17 protein-coding genes and 1 pseudogene are annotated in these 23,381 nt (G+C 39.2%); 3 read left to right on the top strand and 15 right to left on the bottom strand.

The genetic code is table 11. The annotated features are described in order from the left end of the window. Positions 1 to 535: 535 nt before the first annotated feature. From metF to B7698_RS03370, 13 genes and pseudogenes are all read right to left on the bottom strand, one after another. Positions 536 to 1,402 carry a methylenetetrahydrofolate reductase [NAD(P)H] gene (gene metF / locus B7698_RS03435; RefSeq protein WP_049516293.1) on the bottom strand — a complete coding sequence of 289 codons (867 nt, stop codon included), beginning with the start codon at positions 1,400 to 1,402 and terminating at the stop codon, positions 536 to 538. Positions 1,403 to 1,504: 102 nt separating this feature from the next. After that, positions 1,505 to 3,754, bottom strand: a complete 2,250-nt coding sequence (gene metE, locus B7698_RS03430) for a 5-methyltetrahydropteroyltriglutamate--homocysteine S-methyltransferase (protein ID WP_084864644.1) — start codon at positions 3,752 to 3,754, stop codon at positions 1,505 to 1,507. Between the two features lie 548 nt (positions 3,755 to 4,302). Next, positions 4,303 to 4,596, bottom strand: a complete 294-nt coding sequence (locus B7698_RS03425; RefSeq protein ID WP_000797746.1) for a helix-turn-helix domain-containing protein — start codon at positions 4,594 to 4,596, stop codon at positions 4,303 to 4,305. Next, positions 4,586 to 4,951, bottom strand: a complete 366-nt coding sequence (locus B7698_RS03420) for a type II toxin-antitoxin system RelE/ParE family toxin (RefSeq protein WP_084864643.1) — start codon at positions 4,949 to 4,951, stop codon at positions 4,586 to 4,588. Before B7698_RS03420 ends, B7698_RS03425 begins: the two co-directional genes overlap by 11 nt. Positions 4,952 to 5,107: 156 nt before the next feature. Beyond that, positions 5,108 to 5,473, bottom strand: a pseudogene (locus tag B7698_RS03415) (TIGR02328 family protein). Beyond that, on the bottom strand, positions 5,457 to 5,861 hold the full coding sequence (locus B7698_RS03405) for a YbgA family protein (protein WP_084864642.1): 405 nt from the start codon (positions 5,859 to 5,861) through the stop codon (positions 5,457 to 5,459). The pseudogene B7698_RS03415 and the gene B7698_RS03405 overlap by 17 nt, the downstream one beginning before the upstream one ends. 103 nt (positions 5,862 to 5,964) lie before the next feature. Further along, positions 5,965 to 7,566: a type I restriction-modification system subunit M gene (locus B7698_RS03400; protein ID WP_084864641.1), complete on the bottom strand. Its 1,602-nt coding sequence runs from the start codon at positions 7,564 to 7,566 to the stop codon at positions 5,965 to 5,967. Positions 7,567 to 7,871: 305 nt separating this feature from the next. Further along, positions 7,872 to 9,647: a P-loop NTPase fold protein gene (locus B7698_RS03395; RefSeq protein WP_020903014.1), complete on the bottom strand. Its 1,776-nt coding sequence runs from the start codon at positions 9,645 to 9,647 to the stop codon at positions 7,872 to 7,874. A 10-nt stretch (positions 9,648 to 9,657) separates the two neighbouring features. Beyond that, the gene (locus B7698_RS03390) at positions 9,658 to 10,863 is read right to left on the bottom strand and encodes a restriction endonuclease subunit S (RefSeq protein ID WP_020903013.1); all 1,206 of its coding nucleotides are present in this window, start codon (positions 10,861 to 10,863) and stop codon (positions 9,658 to 9,660) included. Positions 10,864 to 10,988: 125 nt separating this feature from the next. Further along, complete coding sequence (locus tag B7698_RS03385) at positions 10,989 to 11,798, bottom strand: hypothetical protein (RefSeq protein WP_020903012.1); 810 nt, start codon at positions 11,796 to 11,798, stop codon at positions 10,989 to 10,991. Between the two features lie 566 nt (positions 11,799 to 12,364). Beyond that, on the bottom strand, positions 12,365 to 13,126 hold the full coding sequence (locus tag B7698_RS10240; protein ID WP_020903011.1) for a DUF6261 family protein: 762 nt from the start codon (positions 13,124 to 13,126) through the stop codon (positions 12,365 to 12,367). 25 nt (positions 13,127 to 13,151) lie between these two features. Beyond that, the gene (locus B7698_RS03375) at positions 13,152 to 13,367 is read right to left on the bottom strand and encodes a hypothetical protein (protein WP_020903010.1); all 216 of its coding nucleotides are present in this window, start codon (positions 13,365 to 13,367) and stop codon (positions 13,152 to 13,154) included. A gap of 387 nt (positions 13,368 to 13,754) precedes the next feature. Next, positions 13,755 to 16,745: a type I restriction endonuclease subunit R gene (locus B7698_RS03370; RefSeq protein ID WP_084864639.1), complete on the bottom strand. Its 2,991-nt coding sequence runs from the start codon at positions 16,743 to 16,745 to the stop codon at positions 13,755 to 13,757. A 147-nt stretch (positions 16,746 to 16,892) separates the two neighbouring features. On the opposite strand from B7698_RS03370, the gene B7698_RS03365 reads away from it, so the two are divergent. After that, the gene (locus B7698_RS03365; protein WP_084864638.1) at positions 16,893 to 17,510 is read left to right on the top strand and encodes a TVP38/TMEM64 family protein; all 618 of its coding nucleotides are present in this window, start codon (positions 16,893 to 16,895) and stop codon (positions 17,508 to 17,510) included. Positions 17,511 to 17,552: 42 nt separating this feature from the next. Here B7698_RS03365 and scrK read toward each other — a convergent pair whose 3' ends face one another. Further along, positions 17,553 to 18,440, bottom strand: coding sequence for a fructokinase ScrK (gene scrK / locus B7698_RS03360; protein WP_024057687.1), 888 nt, complete (start codon positions 18,438 to 18,440; stop codon positions 17,553 to 17,555). 149 nt (positions 18,441 to 18,589) lie between these two features. Further along, entirely contained in the window at positions 18,590 to 20,485 is a 1,896-nt protein-coding gene (locus B7698_RS03355; protein WP_084864637.1) for a sucrose-specific PTS transporter subunit IIBC, read from the bottom strand. 363 nt (positions 20,486 to 20,848) lie between these two features. Here B7698_RS03355 and B7698_RS03350 point away from each other — a divergent pair, with 363 nt between their 5' ends. Together B7698_RS03350 and B7698_RS03345 are read left to right on the top strand one after the other, a co-directional pair. Continuing rightward, positions 20,849 to 22,303, top strand: a complete 1,455-nt coding sequence (locus tag B7698_RS03350; RefSeq protein WP_084864636.1) for a sucrose-6-phosphate hydrolase — start codon at positions 20,849 to 20,851, stop codon at positions 22,301 to 22,303. Further along, positions 22,284 to 23,249: a LacI family DNA-binding transcriptional regulator gene (locus B7698_RS03345; protein ID WP_084864635.1), complete on the top strand. Its 966-nt coding sequence runs from the start codon at positions 22,284 to 22,286 to the stop codon at positions 23,247 to 23,249. The genes B7698_RS03350 and B7698_RS03345 overlap by 20 nt, the downstream gene beginning before the upstream one ends. Positions 23,250 to 23,381: the final 132 nt, after the last annotated feature.

The following is a 23,381-nucleotide window of genomic DNA, read 5'->3' as shown; positions in this document are numbered from 1 at the left end:
TACGTCTTGCCTACAAAGATCAAGATACAAAGCCGTTAAGCAACTCAAAGGAAAATAGGAAATCGGACGACGGAGCGACTGCTCCTAGGCAGATTTATCTTTTTCCAAAGAGTTGTAGGCGTGTTCAATTCTCAAGATACCAAGGACGTCAAAAGCAAAGTAAAAATAGGAAACTGGCGAAGTCTTCGATGAAGACAAGACAGTTTATCTTTTTTACACGGCTTTTCGGCCGGGTTCAATTATACAAGATAGCATTCGATTGACGCAGTGTGCGATGCACACTAGGAAATCTATCTTTTTCACTAGGGATTTAGCCCGTGTTCAACTATTTAGATACTTTGAAAAGTTTAAAAATATTATTCTTTAGTATTTTTCCTTTTTATAGCAGATTTGAATAGTTAAAAATCTGTTTATACCCTCATCTTTGTATCAAGTACGTACAGAGTCTATTTTATCATATTTTTCTTAAAAAGTGCGGTCTTTACCATTAAAAAGGAACCATTCCCCTCACCTGAGAAGAATGGTTTGCTTTTTATTATCCTAGAGACTGATGATTAAACAAGGCATGGGTTGCTTGGTGGATGTATTTTGCTGTTTCAGCATTGTTCATGGTGTAAAGATGCACACCTGCGACATCCTGAGTTACCAAGTCCACGATTTGGTCCACTGCATAGGCAAGTCCTGCTGCTCTGAGCGACTCAGGGTCATGCTCATACTTGTCTAAGATGGCTTTAAATTTACGTGGAAGATGAATATTCTCACAAGTCTTCAAGAGGCGGAGAGCCTGATTTCGATTCAGAATCGGCATAATCCCTGCATGAATAGGAACATCAATTCCAGCCAAGATGCACTTGTCCTGAAAATCATAGAAGCGCTCATTATCAAAGAAAAGCTGAGTTACAAGGCTCGAACAGCCTGCATCCACTTTCTTCTTAAGATTTTGAATATCTGAAATCTGATTTGGTGAATCCGGGTGACCTTCTGGATAACAAGCACCAACAATATCAAAGTGAGGAGCTTGTTCCTTAATGAACTCAATCAAGTCAGTTGCGTAACGGAAATCCTTCTGTGGCTCCACATCAGGAATAATATCCCCACGAAGAGCCAAGATTTTCTGCACGCCAACCTTGTCCAAGTCTGCAATGGTTTCAGCAACCATGTCTTTGGTCAAATAAATGGCTGGCAAGTGAGCAATAGTCGGAATCGCCAAGTCATTTTGGATAAAGTCAGCCAAACGAACCGTCGTTTCCTTGATATTAAATTTATTATTGCTGGCAGTTACACTGATAAAGTGAGGAGCCAACTCCTGCATATCTTGAAGAGCAGAAATAATTTTATCATTACCCACGGCTGGGTTGGGAGGGAACACTTCAAATGAGAGTGACGGTGTTTGGCGTGACATAGTCATTATCCTTTTCTAGTTGATTTTTTCGTTAGCTGGACTCTTAGAATCCAAGTGAAACAGGCAGATTGACCAAACAGTGCTTCCAGAGAAATCCTTATCTTACAATTTCTCACGCGCAGCTTTAGCTGCTTCAACAAGGCGGATCAAGCTTTCTTTTGTTTCTGGAATACCACGTGTTTTCAAACCACAGTCAGGGTTAATCCAAACTTTCTTGCTTGGCACTTTAGCAAGGATGGCTTCGATTGTGTTGTCGATTTCGCCTTCGTTCGGCACACGAGGTGAGTGGATATCGTAAACCCCAGGTCCCACTTCTGTTTGGAAGTTTTTCGCTTTGAGTTCGTCCAAGATTTCAAGATTTGAACGGCTAGCCTCAAATGAGATAACGTCCGCATCCAAGTTGTCGATAGCTGGGATGATATCTGTAAATTCTGAGTAACACATGTGAGTGTGGATTTGTGTATCTGGCGCTACTGTTGAGTGTACCAAGCGGAAGGCAGGAATTGCCCAGTCAAGGTAGTCTTCGTACCAGTCGCTACGACGAAGTGGCAATTTTTCACGAAGAGCAGCCTCGTCGATTTGGATGATTTTCACACCAGCAGCTTCAAGGTCAAGTACTTCATCCTTGATAGCAAGGGCGATTTGAAGAGTTGAATCCTTGATAGAGATGTCTTCACGTGGGAATGACCAGTTGAGGATGGTAACAGGTCCAGTCAACATACCTTTAACAGGTTTGTTTGTACGGCTTTGTGCATAGCTAGACCATTTCACAGTGATTGGGTTAAGACGAGTGACATCACCCCAGATGATTGGTGGTTTCACCCCACGCATACCGTAAGATTGTACCCAACCATTTTTAGAGAAGAGGTAACCTGACAAGTTTTGACCGAAGTACTCAACCATGTCGTTACGCTCAAATTCACCGTGAACAAGGACATCAAAGTCGATATCTTCTTGCCATTTGATCCATTCGTCGATTGTTTCAGCAAGGAAAGCGTCGTACTCTTCTTGAGACAATTCACCTTTACGGTAAGCCAAACGTTTGGCACGAACTTCTTTTGTTTGAGGGAATGAACCGATAGTTGTTGTTGGAAGAGCTGGAAGTTTGAAAGCTTCTTCTTGGATAGCTTCACGCTCTGCAAAAGCTGGCAAACGAGTGTAGTCAGCGTCTGTCAAACCAGCGATGCGCGCACGAAGTTCTGCATTAACACCAACACGTTCAGTCGCAAAGAGTTCTTTGTTAGCTGCAAGAGCTTCTTCACCTTTACCATTGCGGATAGCATCCAAATCACGGATTTCATCCAATTTTTCAACTGCGAAAGCAAAGTGGTTCAAGATAGCTGGTTCAAATTCTTCATTAGCAGTTGTAAATGGCACATGAAGAAGTGAGCATGAGCTTGTCAATACGATGTTTTCAGCTGGGATTTGCTCAAGAATAGCCAAGCTCTTTTCGTAGTTGTTACGCCAGATGTTTTTACCATTGACAATACCTGCATAAAGAGTCTTATCAGCTGGGAAACCACCTTTAACGAGTTCAAGAGTTTTCTTACCTTCAACGAAGTCAAGACCGATAGCATCTACTGGCAAGTTTACAAGGTCAGCGTAAACGTCACGAACGTCTCCAAAGTAAGTTTGAAGCAATACTTCAAGACCTTTTTTGTCAGCCAAAAGTTTGTTGTAAAGGTTCAAGAAGAGAGCTTTTTCTTCAGCTGTCAAATCTTTTACAAGAGCAGCTTCATCCAATTGGATACGAGTCGCACCAAGTTCTGCCAATTTAGCAAAAACTTCTTGGTAAGCAGCCACTAAGCTGTCTACGAAATCTTCTGCTTTCACGCCTTCTTCAAAATCTGACAATTGAAGGAAAGTGAATGGACCTACAAGAACTGGGCGAGTGTTCAATCCAAGTTCTTTGGCTTCTTGGAACTCATCGAAGATTTTGTGACCAGCCAATTTTACTTGAGTGTCTTTTTCAAATTTAGGAACGATGTAGTGGTAGTTGGTGTTGAACCATTTCTTCATTGGAAGGGCGCGAACGTCTCCTTTTTCTCCTTGGTAACCACGACCCAAAGCGAAGTAGCGCTCAAGGTCAGACAAGTCCAAGTTTTGAACTGAAGCAGGTACCACGTTGAAAAGGAAAGCTGCATCTAGGAAGTTGTCATAGTGAGAAAAGTCATTTGATGGGATTTGAGTGATGCCTTTTTCTTTGACAATATTCCAGTGTTTAGCACGCAAGTCTTTTGCTGCTGCCAAGAGTTCTTCTTCTGAGATTTCTTTTCTAAAGTATTTTTCAGTTGTAAATTTTAATTCGCGGAATTCGCCCAAACGAGGGAAACCGATGATTGTAGTTGACATGATGTGTCCTCCAAAATTTGTTGTTGAAACTATCTTAACAGAAAAGAAATCATCTGTATAATTGTAAAAAATTAGGCTTTGATATAGTTTGAAACTATATCTCCATTTTAGATAAAAGAAAAAGACTTGAAACAAATGCCTCAAATCCTTTGTGTAGCTTGTTTTATAGCTCTATTTCAGTTATGCTCTTCAAACGCGTTATTAGTAATTCTTATAAGTGACTATGACTTGTTATTAGAAAAGACTATAGGTTGATTTTTCTTTTGTAATTCTGATATTTCCCTGAAAAGTGCGGACGGGAGGTAAAATTATCCAGTGGATGATTTTAGCCAACCAAGTAATTTCATCCCTAATTTTTGAGCCAGAATGTCTCAAAAATTCCGTTCTAGATAATAATAAATTATTATCTAGAATACCACTATAGCGGGAAATATCCGCTAAAAGCTCACTTCGTTCGCACCTGATATAAATAAAGCATAATTTTTCTATATTATACACTTGAGGCACTATAACTATTAAATTTGTTAAAGTTTTCCAAGTTCTTCCTATCAACTCTTTCTCTGTTCGAGTGGAACGACTGCTAGTGTCTTTCCTAAACTGGCTAAAACTTTCAAGACTGTATCCAACTGGGGGCTAGTCTTTCCTGTTTCCATCCTAGCTATGACAGGTTGACTCACTCCACTGAGTTCTTCTAGCTTTTTCTGGCTGATTCCTTGCTCATGTCTGGCTTCAATCAACTCACTCATGATAGCCACTCGCATATCACTTTCAAGGATTTCCTCCTTGGTAAAGAGTTCTGACCTGACATCCTTCCAGTTACTCCCAATAGCACTATTCTTCATCACTTACCCCTCTTTCTTTTAAGTCCTTCAGTTCACGCTTGGCTTTTTCAATTTCTCTTCTAGGAGTTTTCTGAGTCTTTTTGACAAAATGATGTAAAAGAACAAAACTACCATCAAGCCACGCTACAAATAAAATTCGATTTCTCAAAGGTCTTAGTTCCCATATCTCATCTTCCAAGTGTTTCATATAGGGTTCCCCAGCTCTCGTCCCATGCTGACTAAGCAACTCGATATAGTCATTTAGTTTATTGAGTTTGATGCGACTATCCTTACTTTTCTGACTAGCCAATTCTCTCATATAATCCAAAACTGGCTCGTTTCCATTTCTGTCCTTATAGAAGTAAATCGTATGCACCAAGCAACCTCTTTCTAATTAAATTATAACTCAAAAGTTATTAAAAGTAAATCTGAACACTCATAAAAAGAAGACCTTAGAAAAACTCTAAAGGTCTCATCTTTATTATTCGAAAAAATTACGGGAAGAGTTATAAATTGAAGGCAATCCTTACTATTATTCCAGCTCAATCCCCTTCTCTCGAAGATTTGCCAGACACTCCTCATAGTAGGTAGCATCATGCTCACTATAGATAGGACTTTTCAGCTTTTCCTCTACTAAGTCTTGATAAGAAGGACAAATCTTACCACGGTAGTTCTTGCCCATCCACTCTGGACTGACATTGTAGCCACGGTCAGCCATCTCCTCCATGATCAAGTCATGATAGGCATAGAGACGATAGGGCGAGTGAGTAAAGACATAGTCAACCGTCGCATGCTTTCTGCCCCAGCCATTGCCACGGAGGGCACAGCACTCTCAATGCTGTCCCAAGAGTTGAGGACGGGGAAGTTGTGAAATCAAAGCCTCATGCCAAAGTCTCATGGGAATCTCCTTTCAGTAACTTTGAATGTTGCAAGTAGGTATTTGGATAACAATCTAGCAACTCCCTCGTCTTAGCAATTAAGTCTTCTTTGGTGGCATGGCCAGAGTGATAACGCTCCAGTAAAAACATATAATCCTTGCGTTCAGCATCTGTCGCTTTCTTTTTGAAATAGCCCCAAATATGCTGAAAGGCATTGCAAATCTGACCCCTGTGTTCTGGAATCTGGCAGGCACGATCAATCATCTCCTGAACCTGACTCACCTCCACCTCTTCATTCTTGAGATACTGACGAATCTCATTGTAAATATTGCTAGAATGACTCAAAACGAGGTATTTGTTTCTCGCCCAGAGTTGCTGGCAAAGGGCAAGTTGGTTATTATTTTCCATATTTCTCCTTACTTTCTACTAGTTCCCCGGAAATATGGAAACAAAGTTGTATCTTAAAAACGAGCGAATTATGAGCGGAATATGAGCGAATCAATTACTCTCATCACCCTTTAAACTCTTTCAAAAACTCTTTAAGCTCAGCATCGGCTTCTGGTGTGGTTCCGTGTAGTTGACCGAGCATTTCGAGTAGGGAAGCGGTTTGGTTTTGGATTGCTTGATTGGTTGTGTTAATCTTTCCAACAATATCTGTCAGAGGCTCGACTTCTTCTTCCTCAAAGGTATCTACATAGCGAGGGATATTGAGGTTGTAGTCATTTTCAACGATTTCTTCATAACTTGCCAGATGGGCAAACTTGTCAATCTCCTCACGTGACTTGTAGGCTTCCAGAATCTTCTCGATATGCGCATCCGTCATGATATTCTGGTTTTTCCCCTTATCAAACTCCTTAGAAGCATCGATAAAGTAGACATCACGATTGGTACGGTTCTTTTTGAGAATGATGACCGTGGTCGGAATGCTGGTATTAAAGAAGATATTAGCAGGTAGACCGATAACCGTGTCAATGGCTCCTTCTTCTAACAAGGCCTTACGAATGGTTCCTTCCGCATTGCCACGGAAAAGAACCCCGTGAGGAAGGACGATAGCCATAACCCCATTATCCTGCTTGAGATGGTAGTAACCATGCAAAAGAAAGGCAAAGTCAGCCTTGGACTGGGGTGCCAGTTTCCCAAATGGAGAGAAACGAGGATCCGCCATAAAGCCAGAGCTTGCTGACCACTTGGCAGAGTAGGGCGGGTTCATGAGAACACCATCAAAGTTAGTCGGTTCTTGAGTCGGCCAGTCTTCATCTAGTGTATCGGCATTGTGGAGAAATTGATTTTCAACAGGAACACCGTGTAGAATCATGTTCATCCGAGCCAAATTATAGGTTGAGGTATTGAGCTCCTGACCAAAGTAGACCACCGTCTGCGGTTTATGAGAGTATTTCTTGGCATTGAGCAAGAGAGAGCCAGACCCCATAGTCGCATCATAGATGGTAAAGCCTAGCTGATCCTCACGACCCAAAAAGGCAATCTGAGTCATGAGTTTGGCAACAGGCTGAGGTGTATAGAACTCACCAGCCTTCTTACCCGAGTCAGTCGCAAACTGACCAATCAGATACTCATAAGCATCTCCCAGCATATCACCAGCATGACCAGCCACATCTAGCACAGCCAACTCTTTCATGACCGCCGCCACCGTTTGGTTTTGCTTTTGCGGAGTCGCCCCTAGCTTTTTGGAATAGAGGTCAATATCTTCAAAGAGGTTTTCATAAAGTTCGTCACTCTGCTCGATATCACGAAAACCCTGAGCCAAGTCTTCCAACTGGAAAGTCCCCTCATTAACACGTGCTACAAGAGCCGTAAAGGTCAACTCAGGCTTGATACTATAGTTGAGTTCGTCCTTCATGACTGCAAGAAGATCCTCGTGGGTGTCTGCATCCTCATAGTAGTTACGATAAATCTCAAGGGCAGCCTCTAGACTCTCACTCCCCTCCTCCATAGTCTCCGCCACGAAAAAGAGCATCTTATCTGACAGGTACTTATAAAAGACCATACCCAAGAGATAGGACTTATAGTCGTTGGCATCCATCTTAGAGCGGAGAACATCCGCTGAGTTCCACAGGGCTTGGTAGAGCGACTGGGAAGTTTGTGTTGTTTCCATAATGTTTCTTTCTAAAGTTTTACAATTATTTTTTTAAACAAGCAATCATTTATAACAAATCACTTCATTTTCAATCGTTCAAATCAAGATCAACTGAATAGAAGATACTGTAAGTTGATAACCAATACTTTTACACAGATTAAATAATCTTAAATTCTAGATTGTGGAAGAAATTCTAAAAGTGCTCCTAAAATCTGTTCCAGTCATAAAATGAGTCAAGTCGACCAGACAAATGATCACCAAAAACTTCTTAATATCTTGAAGCTTCTGACTAACAAATACTATAGTAGCTTCCTTTTAAGATTTTACTCTGGGTCTTTTATTACATATCCCTCGTTATTAAGTTTCATCAACCTATTATAAAAACTTTTAAAAATCTCAACTGATCTTGCTTTATCGAAGTCACCAACTAAATTATTAAAATTTGTAGTGTACGTTCTATTTGCTGTATGAAATTCATTACTAGAATCTTGACTATTAACAATGCATCCAATTTGTAGCAAAAAAGCGAGAAAATTTTCCGTGTCAAGGTTTTCTATTTTCTGCAATAGTTCATTGCTCCATTCAGAAAAACGCTCTTCTATATTATGACTATAGATATAAATCAATAATATTTGTGCTTTTCTATTAAAATACTCAATTTTAGAATATAATTCTTCTCCTATCTGTGAATCTCTAAAGTGAAAATATTGAAAAATTTTATGCTTAATAATAAAATAAAAAATTTCAGATAAATCCTCTTCACTTAATTTATATCTTAAAAAGTCTGCCACATCATCAATCACTTTTGTACTAATTAAAGACGGATTGTAGTCGGGAACCTCTTTTTTTACTTTCTTTTGAATAATGATATCCATCAGCATATTATTCTTTCCAAGTTTAGATAATTCTAATGTTTGTTGGAATAATAATTCTTGCTCATTCTCAGTTAAATTCTCAAAATTTTTTATATAATCAAAGAAATCTTGCTGATTATTTAAGATTTCCGGAGATAGTTGTTTCTTATTATTAATAATCAAAATTAATTCATCAATTTTTCTATTAGATGGTATTTCATTAATGAAATACGCTTCACAGTTAGAGCGATAACAAACAGGATACAAATCATTTTTTTCAAATAAAATGTTTTGCAATTCTTTGATTAGCCACAACTTATTTGAATCTATTTCAATACCTTTCCTACCATTCTTTAGAGACTTATATGCTTCTTGATAGTAAAGATAGAGATAAAGAACAACCAGTTGTTGCTCAATTTGGACATATTCCTTTTTATCACGACCGATTAATTCCAAATTAACATAATCATTGAAACGTTCTCTGTCTCTTAAATTTTTATCGTCCATTATGAAGACTCTCTTGAATCCATCAGAAAGCTTTATTTTAAATCTCTCTTCTAATTGTTCAAAATAATCTCCCCATATTTTCATAGGATGTAAAACATAAGGAATATCAAATCTTCTGTCTATTATTTTTGAAAGATAATTATTATCATTTCTATGTAGAAGTTCTATATCTCCAACAAATATAATTGGAAGTTTCCCATTTAACAAACTAAAAAGTTTGTAACTAGCTTCTTGTTGAATATTAGTCATTCTATCAAAGTCATCAACAACTAGAACTTTTCTTTTGAATGAAAAATATTTTCGAGTCAATAACCAGCTATAAATTCCATCTGATTTTATTTTCAAAAATTGATGAATTGCTACTATTAAAGCAATCACTCCTGCGAATAAAACAACCCAATTAGGTACATAAGCGCTTAGCCCCAAATCAACTACATTAGTCATTAGGATTGATAATGCAATGCATAGAATTACAATTAATCTTAAACCCCAATAAACAAATGGATGTAAATTCGCAAAAACTGTCTCTAAAGTTGAACGACTGTCATTTAATCTCCAAAAATCAATAGTAACTAGTTTAACTTGTTTCGTATCATTGATATCTTTAAGAAAAGTAGATTTACCAGATCCCCAATTCCCATTAAGAAAATACGTTTTATTTTCTTTTAATAAATCAGCAAAATTTTTTGCTGCTGTTGATGTATCGATTTTCTCTAGTTTAATATAATTCTTTTCCATTTTGATTTACCTAAATAAACATATCCTGCAAGAGTTTCTTTTTCAAAGTCTCAAGCTGAGAAATTTTTTCTTGATGAGAATTGATCAGGTTATCTAGGTTTGAGAAATAGGAGCCGATGGCTTGTTGTTCTTTAAACTCTGGAAATACAAATTTCAAGCTAGAAAAATCTTTAAAACTAATGCTTTTCCCATCTCTAATTCCATAAGTGACTGTCTCTAATCGTTTTATAAAGTCCCTTGAAGTTAAAATTGAATTCCAAAAATCAGGTAAGTTATTTACTTTATCAATAAAATCAATAATTGTATATGCAGGCGAGGTTATTCCTTCTAATTTAGATAAAGCAAAACCTCCCTGAAAAGAACGTAAATGAATTACAAACTGACCTGGTTTGACAAGCTTATAATTATTGAGAGTGGCTTCATCATACTTAATATCAATGCCTATTTCATCTCTCAAAACCATACCATCAATTTGAGAAGCTGATAACACAGGCAACAAAGCTCTATTTTTCTCAGACACTGACTTAAAAATTTCATCTGCACGTTTATTTTCCCACTCACCCTCAAATCCATCTAAACGAATCTCAGGGACTGTCTGTCCAGCTTTAGGAAACATCTTGGAGAGCATGGTCGCCTTGAGAGATTGGTAGTTGGCAAGATTTTCCTTATAGTTAGACAGAAGGTCGTCAAGGGTGCGGAAAAGAGAACCAATGGCGGATTGTTCTTCTGTTGAGTCTGGAAGATAAAATCCAAAGGAATCAATTTCTTTGGACGATATATTTGGTTGTGCACCTGCTACTAATACAGCGTTTAGTTGGTTAGTAAATGCTTTCGTCTGCAAAACAGAAGAAAGAAATTCATAGTCTACTTCCCCAGTATTTTGGAAATAACCTACTCGTTGATTTTGATAGTATTCTTCCTCAGAATCTAACATAGCTATTTTTCCAGTAGTTGCTCCTGACATAGCCAATAGAATTGAACGTCCTCTAAGAACAAATTTTTCATCTGGAATTATCTTAGAGTAATATTCAAACTCCCCTCCAACAGTTCCGTCAAATTTGATATTTGATATTCTAACAACTGGAATGCCAGTATTTTGAAATTTTTCACTTTTGAAAGCAAAGCCTCCACGCAGGGGCGCAATACTATGTAATTTTTTTCTATTCCATTTCTCATCAAAATTTTTGAATTTTATTTTAGGTAGTAAAGCTTTCAAACTCTTCTCCTTACCTTATTTCTCATTTTTTATATTATATCATGAATCATAATAACAAATGCTGATAACAAAGAAAAAAGAGAAGAAATTACTTCTTCCCTAATAGCACTATTCCAAACCTAACTTTATCTATCCTTTGTAAGACACTCTATTAACTCTTCGTCTGTCATAGATTTATTATCACTAAACCTAATTGCATTATCATAGTATACATCATAGTATTCAGGCGATGTCAATGTCATATCTAAAATATAGCTTTTATCTTTATCCTTTTGATATTTTGCTACTATCTCTGATTCCCGTAATTCTTTTTTAGATTTTGGTGTACCATTAGTCCTTTGGTACTTTTCCATCAACTGCAAATGTTGAAAAATTACTGAAATATATCTAAAAGGATTTACTAAAAATCTTTTACTTACAACAGATTTCGGAACTAAGATAAGAAGTTCCTCTACACCATTTTCATTAGGAGCAAGAACATACTGGCTTTCAAAGGTAGCCCACTCATGACTCTCGGCATCCCAATAATCAAAACGTTGTACTTCATTACTGATTTTTAAACCGTGTAATCGAGCTAGTTCTAAAGAATATAAAATCAATTCTTTTTTTAATAAACTTACTAACAAATCAGACATCCTATCTTCTGAAAAACTCTTTACAAAAATCGGCATCGCTATAGGTGTCAGTAATTTTTCTTTGATTTTATCTACCGATTTATAGACATACCCAAAAAATTGATCAAGCATCTTCATTGAAACACCTGTCCCTTTGGAGTTACTCTCAGAATATCCAAAGTGGATAGCATTACATTCTTTAGAGTGTGAAAATAGTTGTAATGCATCTGATTTATTACCATTATCGTAAACTTTATAAACTGTTTTTACAAAATCATTAGCAATATCCCTAAACTTATCTGGTAAAAGCAATGGGTCCACAAATAATTTAACATCCTTTGATGTATCTACATCAACAAAATCTAATCCTACTTGGATTGATTCTCTATTTAATAAGTTTGATATTCTTATAATATGTACCTCTTTTTTCTATATTTTGTAGAAAAAAGAAAATTATCAAAATGAGATTTACATTTCTTTTATTTAGTGTTAGAATAAAAGAGAATTTTTGAAATAGTGCTCATATCGCATTTTGAAATTCACCATCTCTAACTAGTCGTCAGCGCCCACTGACGTCTTTTTTCTACAATTCATATTATACCAAACAAAAACAAAAAAGCAATATTGTTTTCTATATATAGTGTTGATTTTTTTGAAAAATAGAATAAAACACAATATATAGTGCAATATTTTTAAAAAGACTATAAAAACTAATCTTTTTCTTATTAACTTTCAACATTTAGGTATTAAATAAACTATTGATTCTATCCAGAATTTAAACAACTTATTTATTAACTATTATTTATTTCTCTACAATTTTGTTAATATATAAATTATCCACGAAACCACAAAAATCCCCTTAGAAATCTGCTTCTAAGGGGTTGTCTTTATCCTGCTACTTGGGCTGGTTCTGCTGGTTTGGTCTTTTTATCTTTCTTGCTACTAGTGATGAGACGGCGCTTGCTATCTCGGATGCTATTGAGTTCCTTGAGGAGTTGGGTCAGGTGTTCCTTTTCAGGGTAGGCTTCTGCACTGGCTGCGGTATAGCGCATAAAGAGGTCGTAGCTTGTTGAAAGTTCGGTACGGAGTTGTCTGGTCTTGCCAACTTCCTTGGCAGACTTAGAAGCACGCGCCTTACTCTCCACTTGGTCATATTCCTCTTGAGCGTTGACCACAGCCGTCAGCATAGGGGTCAGTCCTAGACTGGTCACTGCCTCATGATAAGGTGTTTCACCAAGCGTTTTGAGCAAGCTCTTGATTTCTGCCGTTTCCACATCATTGCTGTGCTTGGTGATGTCCTTGTACTTGGCAAAGACTGGTTTCAGAGTTTCATGAGCTTCTTTGAGCTTGGCATCCTTAATCTTAGCAAATCCTCTATGAAGGGTAAAGAGACCAACCAAGGCACTATCACGATTGCGATCGACTTCTGTCAGATTACTAGACTCTTTCGTTTCCACCGACGCAAGTTGAGCTTGAAAATCATCTAGCTTGGTCTTGAAGGGTTCCAGATGTTTGGCATACATAGCCTCATCCTTGTTTGCCTTAGAAAAAGTCGCCAAACTTTGATGAGTATCCATCATCAGGCTCTCAAACTCACGGTTGGTAAAGTTGCTGTAACTAAGTGGGCGAATAGCGTATGTTTTTGTCATGATAATATCCTTTCTATTTAACGAATCATTTATTGTCTTCTTTATCAAACCAAGACTGGATTAGTTCTGGAAGATAGACCTGTTCTTGATCTGTTTTTACAATGCTTCCTTGTCTATCATGTTGAATCAAAGGTCTATCCTTAAATACAAAGACTTGAAACAATACACAGACCAAAAATAGAAGCCCCCATAAAGGAAGTGTCGATAGAATACTATCCTCATCATCTTTAACTTTCTTCATCAATTTTTCTCCTTTGAGTTGATACATTCATTCTAACAGTTTCTCAAACCATTTTAATCCCCATCCGCTCAACTGTCATTATTTCCATCTAAAATGTACTTTTCAGGACAAATCAGACTTTTCCAAATTAAAAAATCCCTATCTGACTGGACATACATACCGTCCATCAGATAGAGACACTTACTATTTATAGATTTTAACTCTTCTAGCTTTAGAATACATCTAAACTTTAGGAAAGACGACTATTCGAAAGCTAGAAAACCTCAAAACTTTCTCAGATAAGCTATTCGAAACGTAGATTGCTTATAAATTTATGGAATTACAATCATTCGATACTTAGAATACATGTAAACTTTAGGAAGCGGAACTATTCTAAGTCTAGAAGGACTATCTCCCAACCCTCAACGGCTCAATGACTTCCTCTACTAGCTGGGTATAGGCTTCCTTGATTTGTTTTTTATAGAGGAGAGGATTGAGGGCATCTGCCACCTCTAGCTTATAGTCCTGATAGCGCTGGCTCTTGGTCAACTGGCTTTCTCCTAGTTGTTTTTTAGCTCCCTTACGGTAGTGTTCGACATAGTAACGGAGTTCATCCTCTCCGACATACCAACGTTTGCTAAAGACTTGGATATGTTGCTGGATGACAACCTCTATCATCTGATCCAAGATATTTGCGATAGACTGACCACGATAGTTTTCTGGATGCTCTTGTACCTCTCTCCACAGTTCAGTGATGATCTGGGCAAGATTTGGATTGGTCTTCTCAAGACTCTGAATATAGTTATCCACGGCTTCCTTATCTTGAGAGCTTAGGTGCTTTTCTTGACTTTGACCTTGTTCAATCAGGCTTTGGATCAAGGTTAGGATATAGGCATAGTTGATTTCGTCCACTTGGATAGACTCCAGTTCATAGTGGATATCAAGTGGCTCTCCATCGTCATCATCCTCTACTCGACTTTTTAATTCTGCAAGGACATTTCGATAAAGACCCAGATACCTTTCCAACTTCTCTCCATCAAGTCCCGTCTGACTGTAAACTTCTTCCTCATCATACTCTTTATACACTCGGATAGAGGCTAGGTACTTATCAAGAGCTTGATAGGTTTTAGCTAGTTTCCTCAACTCAGGCGTAGAGACTTGCTCAAAATCTAGACCATTCACATAGTCATCAGTAGCAAGATTTTTGAAATCACTGCAACTCCGTAAAAAGTTCCTCTTTTCCTCTTCCCAGCTTGGAGCTAGAACCTCGTTTTCACCACCATTTGAGTAGAGTTTGAGGGCACTATCTACTGCTCCCTTAAAGGCTAGGGGCTTTTGGAAGGTGATGATATGACCATAGGTCTTACTGCTATCAAAAATACGGTTGGTTCGGCTAAAAGCCTGAATCAAGTCCTGCGGTTGCATGGGTTTGCGGTCGATAAAAATAGTTGACAGACAAGGGGCATCAAATCCCGTTAAGAGACGATTGACAACGATGACTAAGTCCAACTGCTCATTGCGATAGAGGTATTTGTCCTGCTTTCGAGCTAGGCGGTTATTGACATCCGTATTAAAGCCACGAAGATCCGACATGGTAAAGTGGGTATCAAACTCTTGGTTATAGTCTTCTAAAACCTGCTTCATGTGGTCTTGATTAGCTCTTGACTCTTCTTCATTTTCAGTGACCGAGTAGGTGATGGTCGCCTTTGGAAAGTCTGGAAGAACCTGCTTGACTCTTTCCGATACCTTAACCCTCGTCTCCCCAGCCTTGACCCGTTTGAGCAGGTCATAGTAGGCTTGGGCTTGAGGGATGGATTTGACGGTCAGGATGGCATTGTAGGTCTTACCTACTCCCTTTTGGAAGCCTAACTGTTGACGGGATTTATTGATAATGGCATCCAAGACTTCCAGCATATGCTCCTCATTCTCATACACGGTATCTGGTATGTCATTTTCGGATTTATCCGTGATGAGGGTATTGCGATAATCCACCTTAAAGCCTAAAACTGCTCCATCATGGATAGCTTCCTTGACTGTATACTCATGGAGACGGTCTCCGTACTGTTGCTGGGTGGTTTGGGCTAGATCGCCCACTTGCTGGCGTTTATTTTCCTTAAAAATAGGTGTGCCTGTAAAACCATACCAGAGAGACTGTGGGAAAAAGGCCTTAATGTCTTTTTGTGTTTGAGGTGTTACGGCACGGTGGCATTCATCCACGACAAAGGCCACTCGGATACCCTTGATTTTGTCCGCATCTCTTTGGTAAAGACCTTGATCAAACTTACGCATCATGGTGATGATTTTCTGGATGGTCGTTACCACCACACGCTTATCATTACTTCCTAGTCGCTTGACCAAATCATGGGTATTATCCGTCTCATCAATATCAATGACATCATTGGTCGCATAGGAGAGAAAGGACGAGGTAGTCTGTTGGTCCAAGTCTCTGCGGTCAACGACAAAAATCGTCTTTTGGATGGAAGGAATCTGGAGGAGATTCCGAGCTACCTTATAAGAAGTCAGGGTCTTACCTGAACCTGTCGTATGCCAAACATAGCCTGATGCTTGCTGGCGAGAGGCTTCTTGCACTGCTTCGATTGCATGGATCTGATAGGGGCGCAAGAGGATGAGAGCCTTCTTACTATCATCAAGGACAGAATACTGCATAACCATCTGGTGGGCACGAGGGATAGAAAGAACCTCGTGAGCAAAACTCGTCAAGCTTGTTATGGGTTGGTTGTCCTTATCCACCCACTTGGTTAGAAATTGCTTGTTGAGTTTATTTTCCCTAGCCGCAGCGATATAGCGTGTGTCTACTTTATTGGTCACAACAAACATCTGTAAGCTAGAGTAGATGCCACGGAACTTGCCTTCACGGTCATATTTTTTAATTTGATGAAAGGCATCTAAAAAAGCAACTCGGGGACTTTTAAGCTCAATCTGAATCATGGGAAGGCCATTGATCAAGAGGGTCACATCTAGCCTACGGTCTTGATCCTGAGGATTTATCTTATCTCTCTCGACTTGGTTGACAACCTCATAACTAGACTTACCAGCTGCGATATTATCTCGCCAAATGACAGATAAACGGATAGTCCCCAAACTAGCATCTTCTCTCTGAACCTCAACCTTGGCAATGCCATTTTCGCCGACCAACCACTTGGCCGCATCATAGTAGCTAATAAAGTTCAGTTGATTCTTTATCTGGCGTTTTTCCTGTTCTGTCAGGGGATGATCTGCCAATAGAGCCACATTGTTCTGGGCTAGCTTTTCAAAAAAATTTTCCCATAATTGCTCTTCTGTTTTGAGATCTTCTCTGTATGTCCATTGACTTTCCCCAGTTACCAGTTGGCTGATCAGTTGTTTTTCTATCTCCAATTCTGGTTTTACCTGTATCATACTCTCTCCTTTGCTACATGTCTGCTCCCTTTATTATAGCATGTTTAGCCTCAAAATCCATCACTCTTCCCATAGCAAAAAGACTCATTCCCCCTTTCTACTCCAAAATATGGTATAGTAGAGTTATACTATCTATGAGGAGTTTACATGTCACAGGATAAACAAATGAAAGCTGTTTCTCCCCTTCTGCAGCAGGTTATCAATATCTCATCTATCGTCGGGGGAGTCGGCACCTTGATTTTCTGTATTTGGGCTTATCAGGCTGGGATTTTACAGTCTAAGGAAACCCTCTCTGCTTTTATCCAGCAGGCAGGTATCTGGGGTCCACCTCTCTTTATCTTTTTACAGATTTTACAAACGGTCGTCCCTATCATTCCTGGGGCCTTGACCTCGGTGGCTGGGGTCTTTATCTACGGGCACATCATCGGGACTATCTACAACTATATCGGCATCGTGATTGGCTGTGCCATTATCTTTTATCTGGTGCGTCTCTACGGAGCTGCCTTTGTCCAGTCTGTCGTCAGTAAGCGCACCTACGATAAATACATCGGCTGGTTAGATAAAGGCAATCGCTTTGACCGTTTCTTTATCTTTATGATGATTTGGCCCATTAGTCCAGCTGACTTTCTCTGTATGCTGGCTGCCCTGACCAAGATGAGTTTCAAGCGCTATATGACTATCATCGTTCTAACAAAACCCTTTACCCTCGTGGTTTATACCTACGGTCTGACCTATATTATCGACTTTTTCTGGCAAATGCTTTAACATATAAAAAATCCGTTTGGTTTCCCAAGCGGATTTTGTGATTTATTTTGAAACTTCTTTTGCAAGAACAAAGTTCCCAAGAGTAGCAGAACCATTTCCTGCTACTGCTGGCGTTACAATGTAATCACGCACATCTGGTACTGGTAGGTAACCATTGAGAAGAGATGTAAATTTCTCACGGACACGGTCCAGCATGTGTTGTTGAGCCATGACCCCTCCACCAAAGACAATCACGTCTGGGCGGAAAGTCACTGTCGCATTAACCGCAGCTTGAGCGATATAGTAGGCTTGAACATCCCAAACAGGGTTGTTGAGTTCAATATTTTCCCCACGAACACCTGTACGAGCTTCCAAACTTGGACCAGCTGCATAGCCTTCCAAACATCCCTTATGGAAAGGACAAACACCCTTAAACTCTTTTTCAATATCCATTGGGTGTCTAGCCACATAGTAATGACCCATCTCAGGGTGACCCACACCGCCGATAAACTCACCACGTTGGATGACACCTGCACCGATACCTGTACCGATTGTGTAGTAAACCAAGTTTTCGATACGAGCACCAGCATTATTACGGGCAACCACTTCACCATAGGCAGAGCTGTTTACGTCTGTAGTGAAGTACATTGGCACGTTTAGTGCGCGACGAAGGGCACCCAGCAAGTCCACATTTGCCCAGTTTGGTTTTGGAGTCGTTGTGATAAAGCCATAAGTTTTTGAGTTTTTATCAATATCAATCGGACCAAATGAACCAACTGCAAGACCAGCAAGGTTGTCGAATTTTGAGAAGAACTCGATGGTTTTATCGATTGTTTCGATTGGAGTTGTTGTTGGAAATTGTGTTTTTTCTACAACGTTAAAGTTTTCATCACCGACAGCACAGACAAACTTTGTACCGCCCGCTTCCAAGCTTCCATATAATTTTGTCATGATAAACCTCTTGTTTTTATTTTCTTTATTATAGCATATTTCGAAAGTCTAAATTTCTCTATTTTTTAGATTTTCCTCTGTAAATCTTACCATTCAAGCAAAAACGAACAAACATGTCATTTGTTCGTTTTCACATTAGAGAGGATTGATTAGATTTTCACTTCGATCACAGCATCCCCCTTCGCAACTGAACCTGTTGCGACTGGAGCTACTGAAGCGTAGTCAGCTGTATTCGTAACGATAACCATTGTTGTATCATCAAGACCAGCTGCAGCGATTTTGTTTGAATCAAATGTTCCAAGAACATCTCCTGCTTTCACCTTGTCACCTTGAGCAACTTTTGCTTCAAAACCTTCACCGTTCATTGTTACAGTGTCGATACCAACGTGGATTAAAACTTCAGCACCATCAGTTGTTTTCAAACCAAAAGCGTGTCCTGTTGGAAAGGCAATTGAAACTTCAGCATCAGCTGGTGCATATACCACGCCTTGGCTAGGTTTCACAGCGATACCTTGTCCCATAGCTCCGCTTGAGAATACTGGGTCATTCACATTTGAAAGAGCAACAACATCACCAACGATTGGTGTTTGGATGACACCTTCGCTAGGTGAAGCAAGGGTACCAGTTACTGCTTCTTCTGTTAAACGGTCAGTTTCAGCTTCAGAAATTGCTCCTGCAACCTCTTCTACTTCATCTTCGTAACCAAACATGTAAGTAAGAGCAAAACCAAGTGCAAATGATACAGCTACCATAAGAAGGTATTGGGCAAGTTGTCCGTTACCAACATAAAGCATTGTACCAGGGATGATGGTGATACCACTACCAGTACCAGCAAGACCAAGGATAGATGCCAATCCACCACCGATTGCACCAGCGATCAATGAAAGGAAGAATGGTTTACGGTAACGTAAGTTAACCCCGAAGATAGCAGGCTCAGTAATACCTAGGAAGGCAGAAAGAGCAGCTGGGAAAGCAAGTGTTTTAAGTTTTGGATTTTTAGTTTTCACACCAACTGCTACAGTTGCAGCACCTTGAGCAGTCATAGCAGCTGTGATGATAGCGTTGAATGGGTTAGCATGGTCAGCAGCAAGCAATTGAACTTCAAGCAAGTTGAAGATGTGGTGAACACCTGATACGACGATAACTTGGTGAACTCCACCAATCAAGAAACCGCCAAGACCAAATGGCAAGTTAAGAATAGCTTTTGTTCCAAGAAGGATGTAGTTTTCAACAACGTGGAAGACTGGTCCGATGACAAATAGTCCAAGGATAGACATAACCAAAAGTGTCACGAATGGTGTTACCAAGAGGTCAATCACATCTGGAACAACCTTGCGGACAGCTTTTTCAAATTTAGCTCCGACAACCCCGATAATGAAAGCTGGAAGAACGGAACCTTGCAAACCAACAACTGGGATAAATCCGAAGAAGTTCATAGCAGTCACTTCACCACCAGAAGCAACGGCCCAAGCGTTTGGAAGTGAGCCAGAAACAAGCATCATACCAAGAACGATACCAACGGCTGGATTTCCACCGAATACACGGAAGGTTGACCACACAACCAAACCTGGCAAGATGATGAAGGCTGTGTCAGTCAAGATTTGAGTGTAAGTTGTCACATCTTCTGGAAGTGCCACCCCAAGAGCATTCAAGAGACCACGAACACCCATGAAGAGACCAGTTGCTACGATAACTGGAATGATTGGAACGAAGACGTCACCGAAAGTACGGATGGCACGTTGGAACCAATTTCCTTGTTTTGCAGCTTCTGCTTTCATTTCAGATTTTGTAGAAGTTGGCAAACCAAGAGCTACGACTTCATCGTACATCTTGTTTACTGTACCAGTACCAAAGATGATTTGGTATTGACCTGAGTTAAAGAAAGCACCTTGAACTTTTTCCAAGTTCTCGATAGCATCTTTATTAATTTTCGCTTCATCTTTAACCATAACGCGAAGACGAGTCGCACAGTGAGCTACACTATTAACGTTCTCACGTCCACCTAAGGCTTCGATGACTTTTTTTGCAATTTCTGTATTCGTCATTTGCAAAAATCTCCTTATAAAAAATTTTGTAAAATGTTTGAAAGCGATTTATTCGCCCTACGAGTATTATTCTATCACGTTTTAAAAATATGTCAAGCGTTTTGCAGAAAAATTATTTGTTTTTTTGTTTTTTGACTGTTTTTGATATTTTTGAATAGTATTTCTTCGATAAATACCTATTATTAAAAGGTTTTTGCTAAAAAGTTTTCAAAAACTTTCATATTTTCATTGATTTTCATAAAATTTAACTTCTATTTACCGTCAATCGTTTGACATTTTTTTCTTAATTTTATGATAAAAGACTTGCTTTTTTATAAGGAAACGTTTACTATAAAGATAGTAGAATTTATGGAGGGAATATAAATGGAATGGACTACCGAGCGTCGTTATAGACGCTATGAAGATTGGACACAAGAAGAAATAAAACAAATCAAAGAAAACATGTCGCAGTCACCATGGCATACAAGCTATCACATCGAACCCAAGCAAGGTCTTCTCAACGACCCGAACGGTTTTTCTTACTTTGATGGCAAGTGGGTTGTCTTTTACCAAAACTTCCCCTTTGGTGCAGCTCATGGTTTAAAATCTTGGGTTCAGCTTGAAAGTGACGATTTGGTTCACTATACTGAAACTGGTGTTAAAATCTTACCTGATACTCCACTTGATAGCCACGGCGCTTACTCAGGATCTGCTATGCAGTTTGGCGATCAACTGTTCTTATTTTATACAGGAAATGTTCGTGACGAAAACTGGGTACGTCACCCTTATCAAATCGGTGCCTTAATGGATAAGGATGGAAAAATCGAAAAGATTGATAAAATCTTAATTGATCAACCAGCTGATGCTACTGACCACTTCCGTGATCCACAAATTTTTAACTTTAAAGGACAATACTACGCCATCGTTGGTGGACAGGACTTGGAGAAAAAAGGATTTATCCGTCTCTACAAGGCTGTAGACAACGACTACACAAACTGGCAAGTAGTTGGCAACCTTGACTTTGCTAACGACCGTACTGCCTACATGATGGAATGTCCTAATCTGGTCTTTGTAGAGGAACAACCAATCCTTCTCTACTGCCCACAAGGATTGGATAAGAAAGTTCTAGACTACGATAATATCTTTCCAAATATGTATAAAATCGGGGCTTCCTTTGACCCTGAAAATGCCAAAATGGTAGATGTGTCTGAACTACACAATCTAGACTATGGTTTCGAAGCCTATGCTACTCAGGCCTTCAACGCTCCTGATGGACGTGCCTTAGCAGTAAGTTGGCTTGGTTTACCAGATGTGTCTTATCCATCTGATCGCTTTGATCACCAAGGAACTTTCTCATTGGTCAAAGAATTAACCATTAAAGATGGCAAACTCTATCAGTATCCTGTAGCAACCATCAAGGACCTCCGTGCTTCAAAAGAGGAATTTTCAAATCGTTCTGAAACCAAAAACACCTACGAACTTGAGCTTAACTTAGAAGCCGATAGCCAAAGCGAAATTGTCCTTTTTGCTGATAAAGACGGCAAGGGGCTATCTATCAATTTTGACCTTGTCAATGGACAAGTTACTATTGACCGCAGTCAAGCAGGTGAGCAATATGCTCAAGAATTTGGAACTACTCGCTCTTGCTCAGTTACTAATCAAGCAACTACTGTCAATATCTTCATCGACAACTCTGTCTTTGAAATTTTCATCAATAAAGGAGAAAAGGTATTTTCTGGTCGTGTCTTCCCTCACGAAGATCAAAATGGAATCCTCATTAAATCTGGAAACCCAACTGGAACATACTACGAATTAGAATATGGTCGCAAAACTAACTGATGTCGCAAAATTAGCTGGCGTCAGCCCTACTACTGTTTCACGTGTCATCAACAAAAAGGGTTATCTGTCAGAAAAAACCATTCAAAAGGTTAATGATGCTATGCGTGAGCTGGGCTATAAACCCAATAACTTAGCTCGAAGTCTTCAAGGAAAATCAGCCAAGTTAATCGGTTTGATTTTCCCTAAAATCAGCCATGTGTTCTATGCTGAATTGATTGACAAATTGGAACACGAACTCTTCAAAAAAGGTTACAAGACCATCATTTGTAATAGTGAACACGATTCGGAAAAAGAACGTGAATACATCGAAATGTTGGAAGCCAATCAAGTGGACGGTATTATTTCTGGAAGTCATAACTTAGGTATCGAAGACTACAATCGAGTAACCGCTCCAATCATTTCATTTGACCGGAACCTATCACCAGATATTCCTGTCGTTTCTTCTGACAACTATGCTGGTGGTGTTCTTGCAGCTCAAACCTTAGCCAAAACTGGAGCTAAGTCTGTTATTATGATTACAGGTAATGATAACTCCAACTCACCAACTGGACTTCGTCATGCAGGCTTTGCTTCTATCTTACCCAAGGCTCCTATTATCAATATTTCCAGTGACTTTTCGCCCCTTCGTAAGGAAATGGAAATTAAAAATATCCTGACCAAACAAAAACCAGATGCGATTTTCGCATCGGATGATTTGACAGCCATCTTGGTGATGAAGATCGCTCAGGAACTTGGTATTTCTGTTCCAGAACAACTTAAGGTTATTGGCTACGATGGAACTTATTTTATCGAAAATTACTATCCTCAACTAGCTACTATCAAGCAACCCTTGGAAGAGATAGCCTGCCTCACTGTTGACCTCCTATTGCAGAAGATAGAAGGCAAGGAAGTCGCGACAACTGGTTACTTCTTACCAGTCACATTATTACCAGGAAAAAGTATTTAAGCACAAAAAACTCAGACGAATGCGTCTGAGTTTTTTTGGCTCTATAATATTTGTAGTGGGTAAATCCCCTATAGATCTTATGGAGCCTATTTTTGTGTAGAAAAAAAGTCCCATATGACCTATAATGAAAAG

The organism is Streptococcus mitis (genome assembly GCF_002096855.1).
Taxonomy (GTDB): Bacteria; Bacillota; Bacilli; order Lactobacillales; family Streptococcaceae; genus Streptococcus; species Streptococcus mitis_Y.
This window is presented reverse-complemented; position numbering and strand designations above follow the sequence as displayed.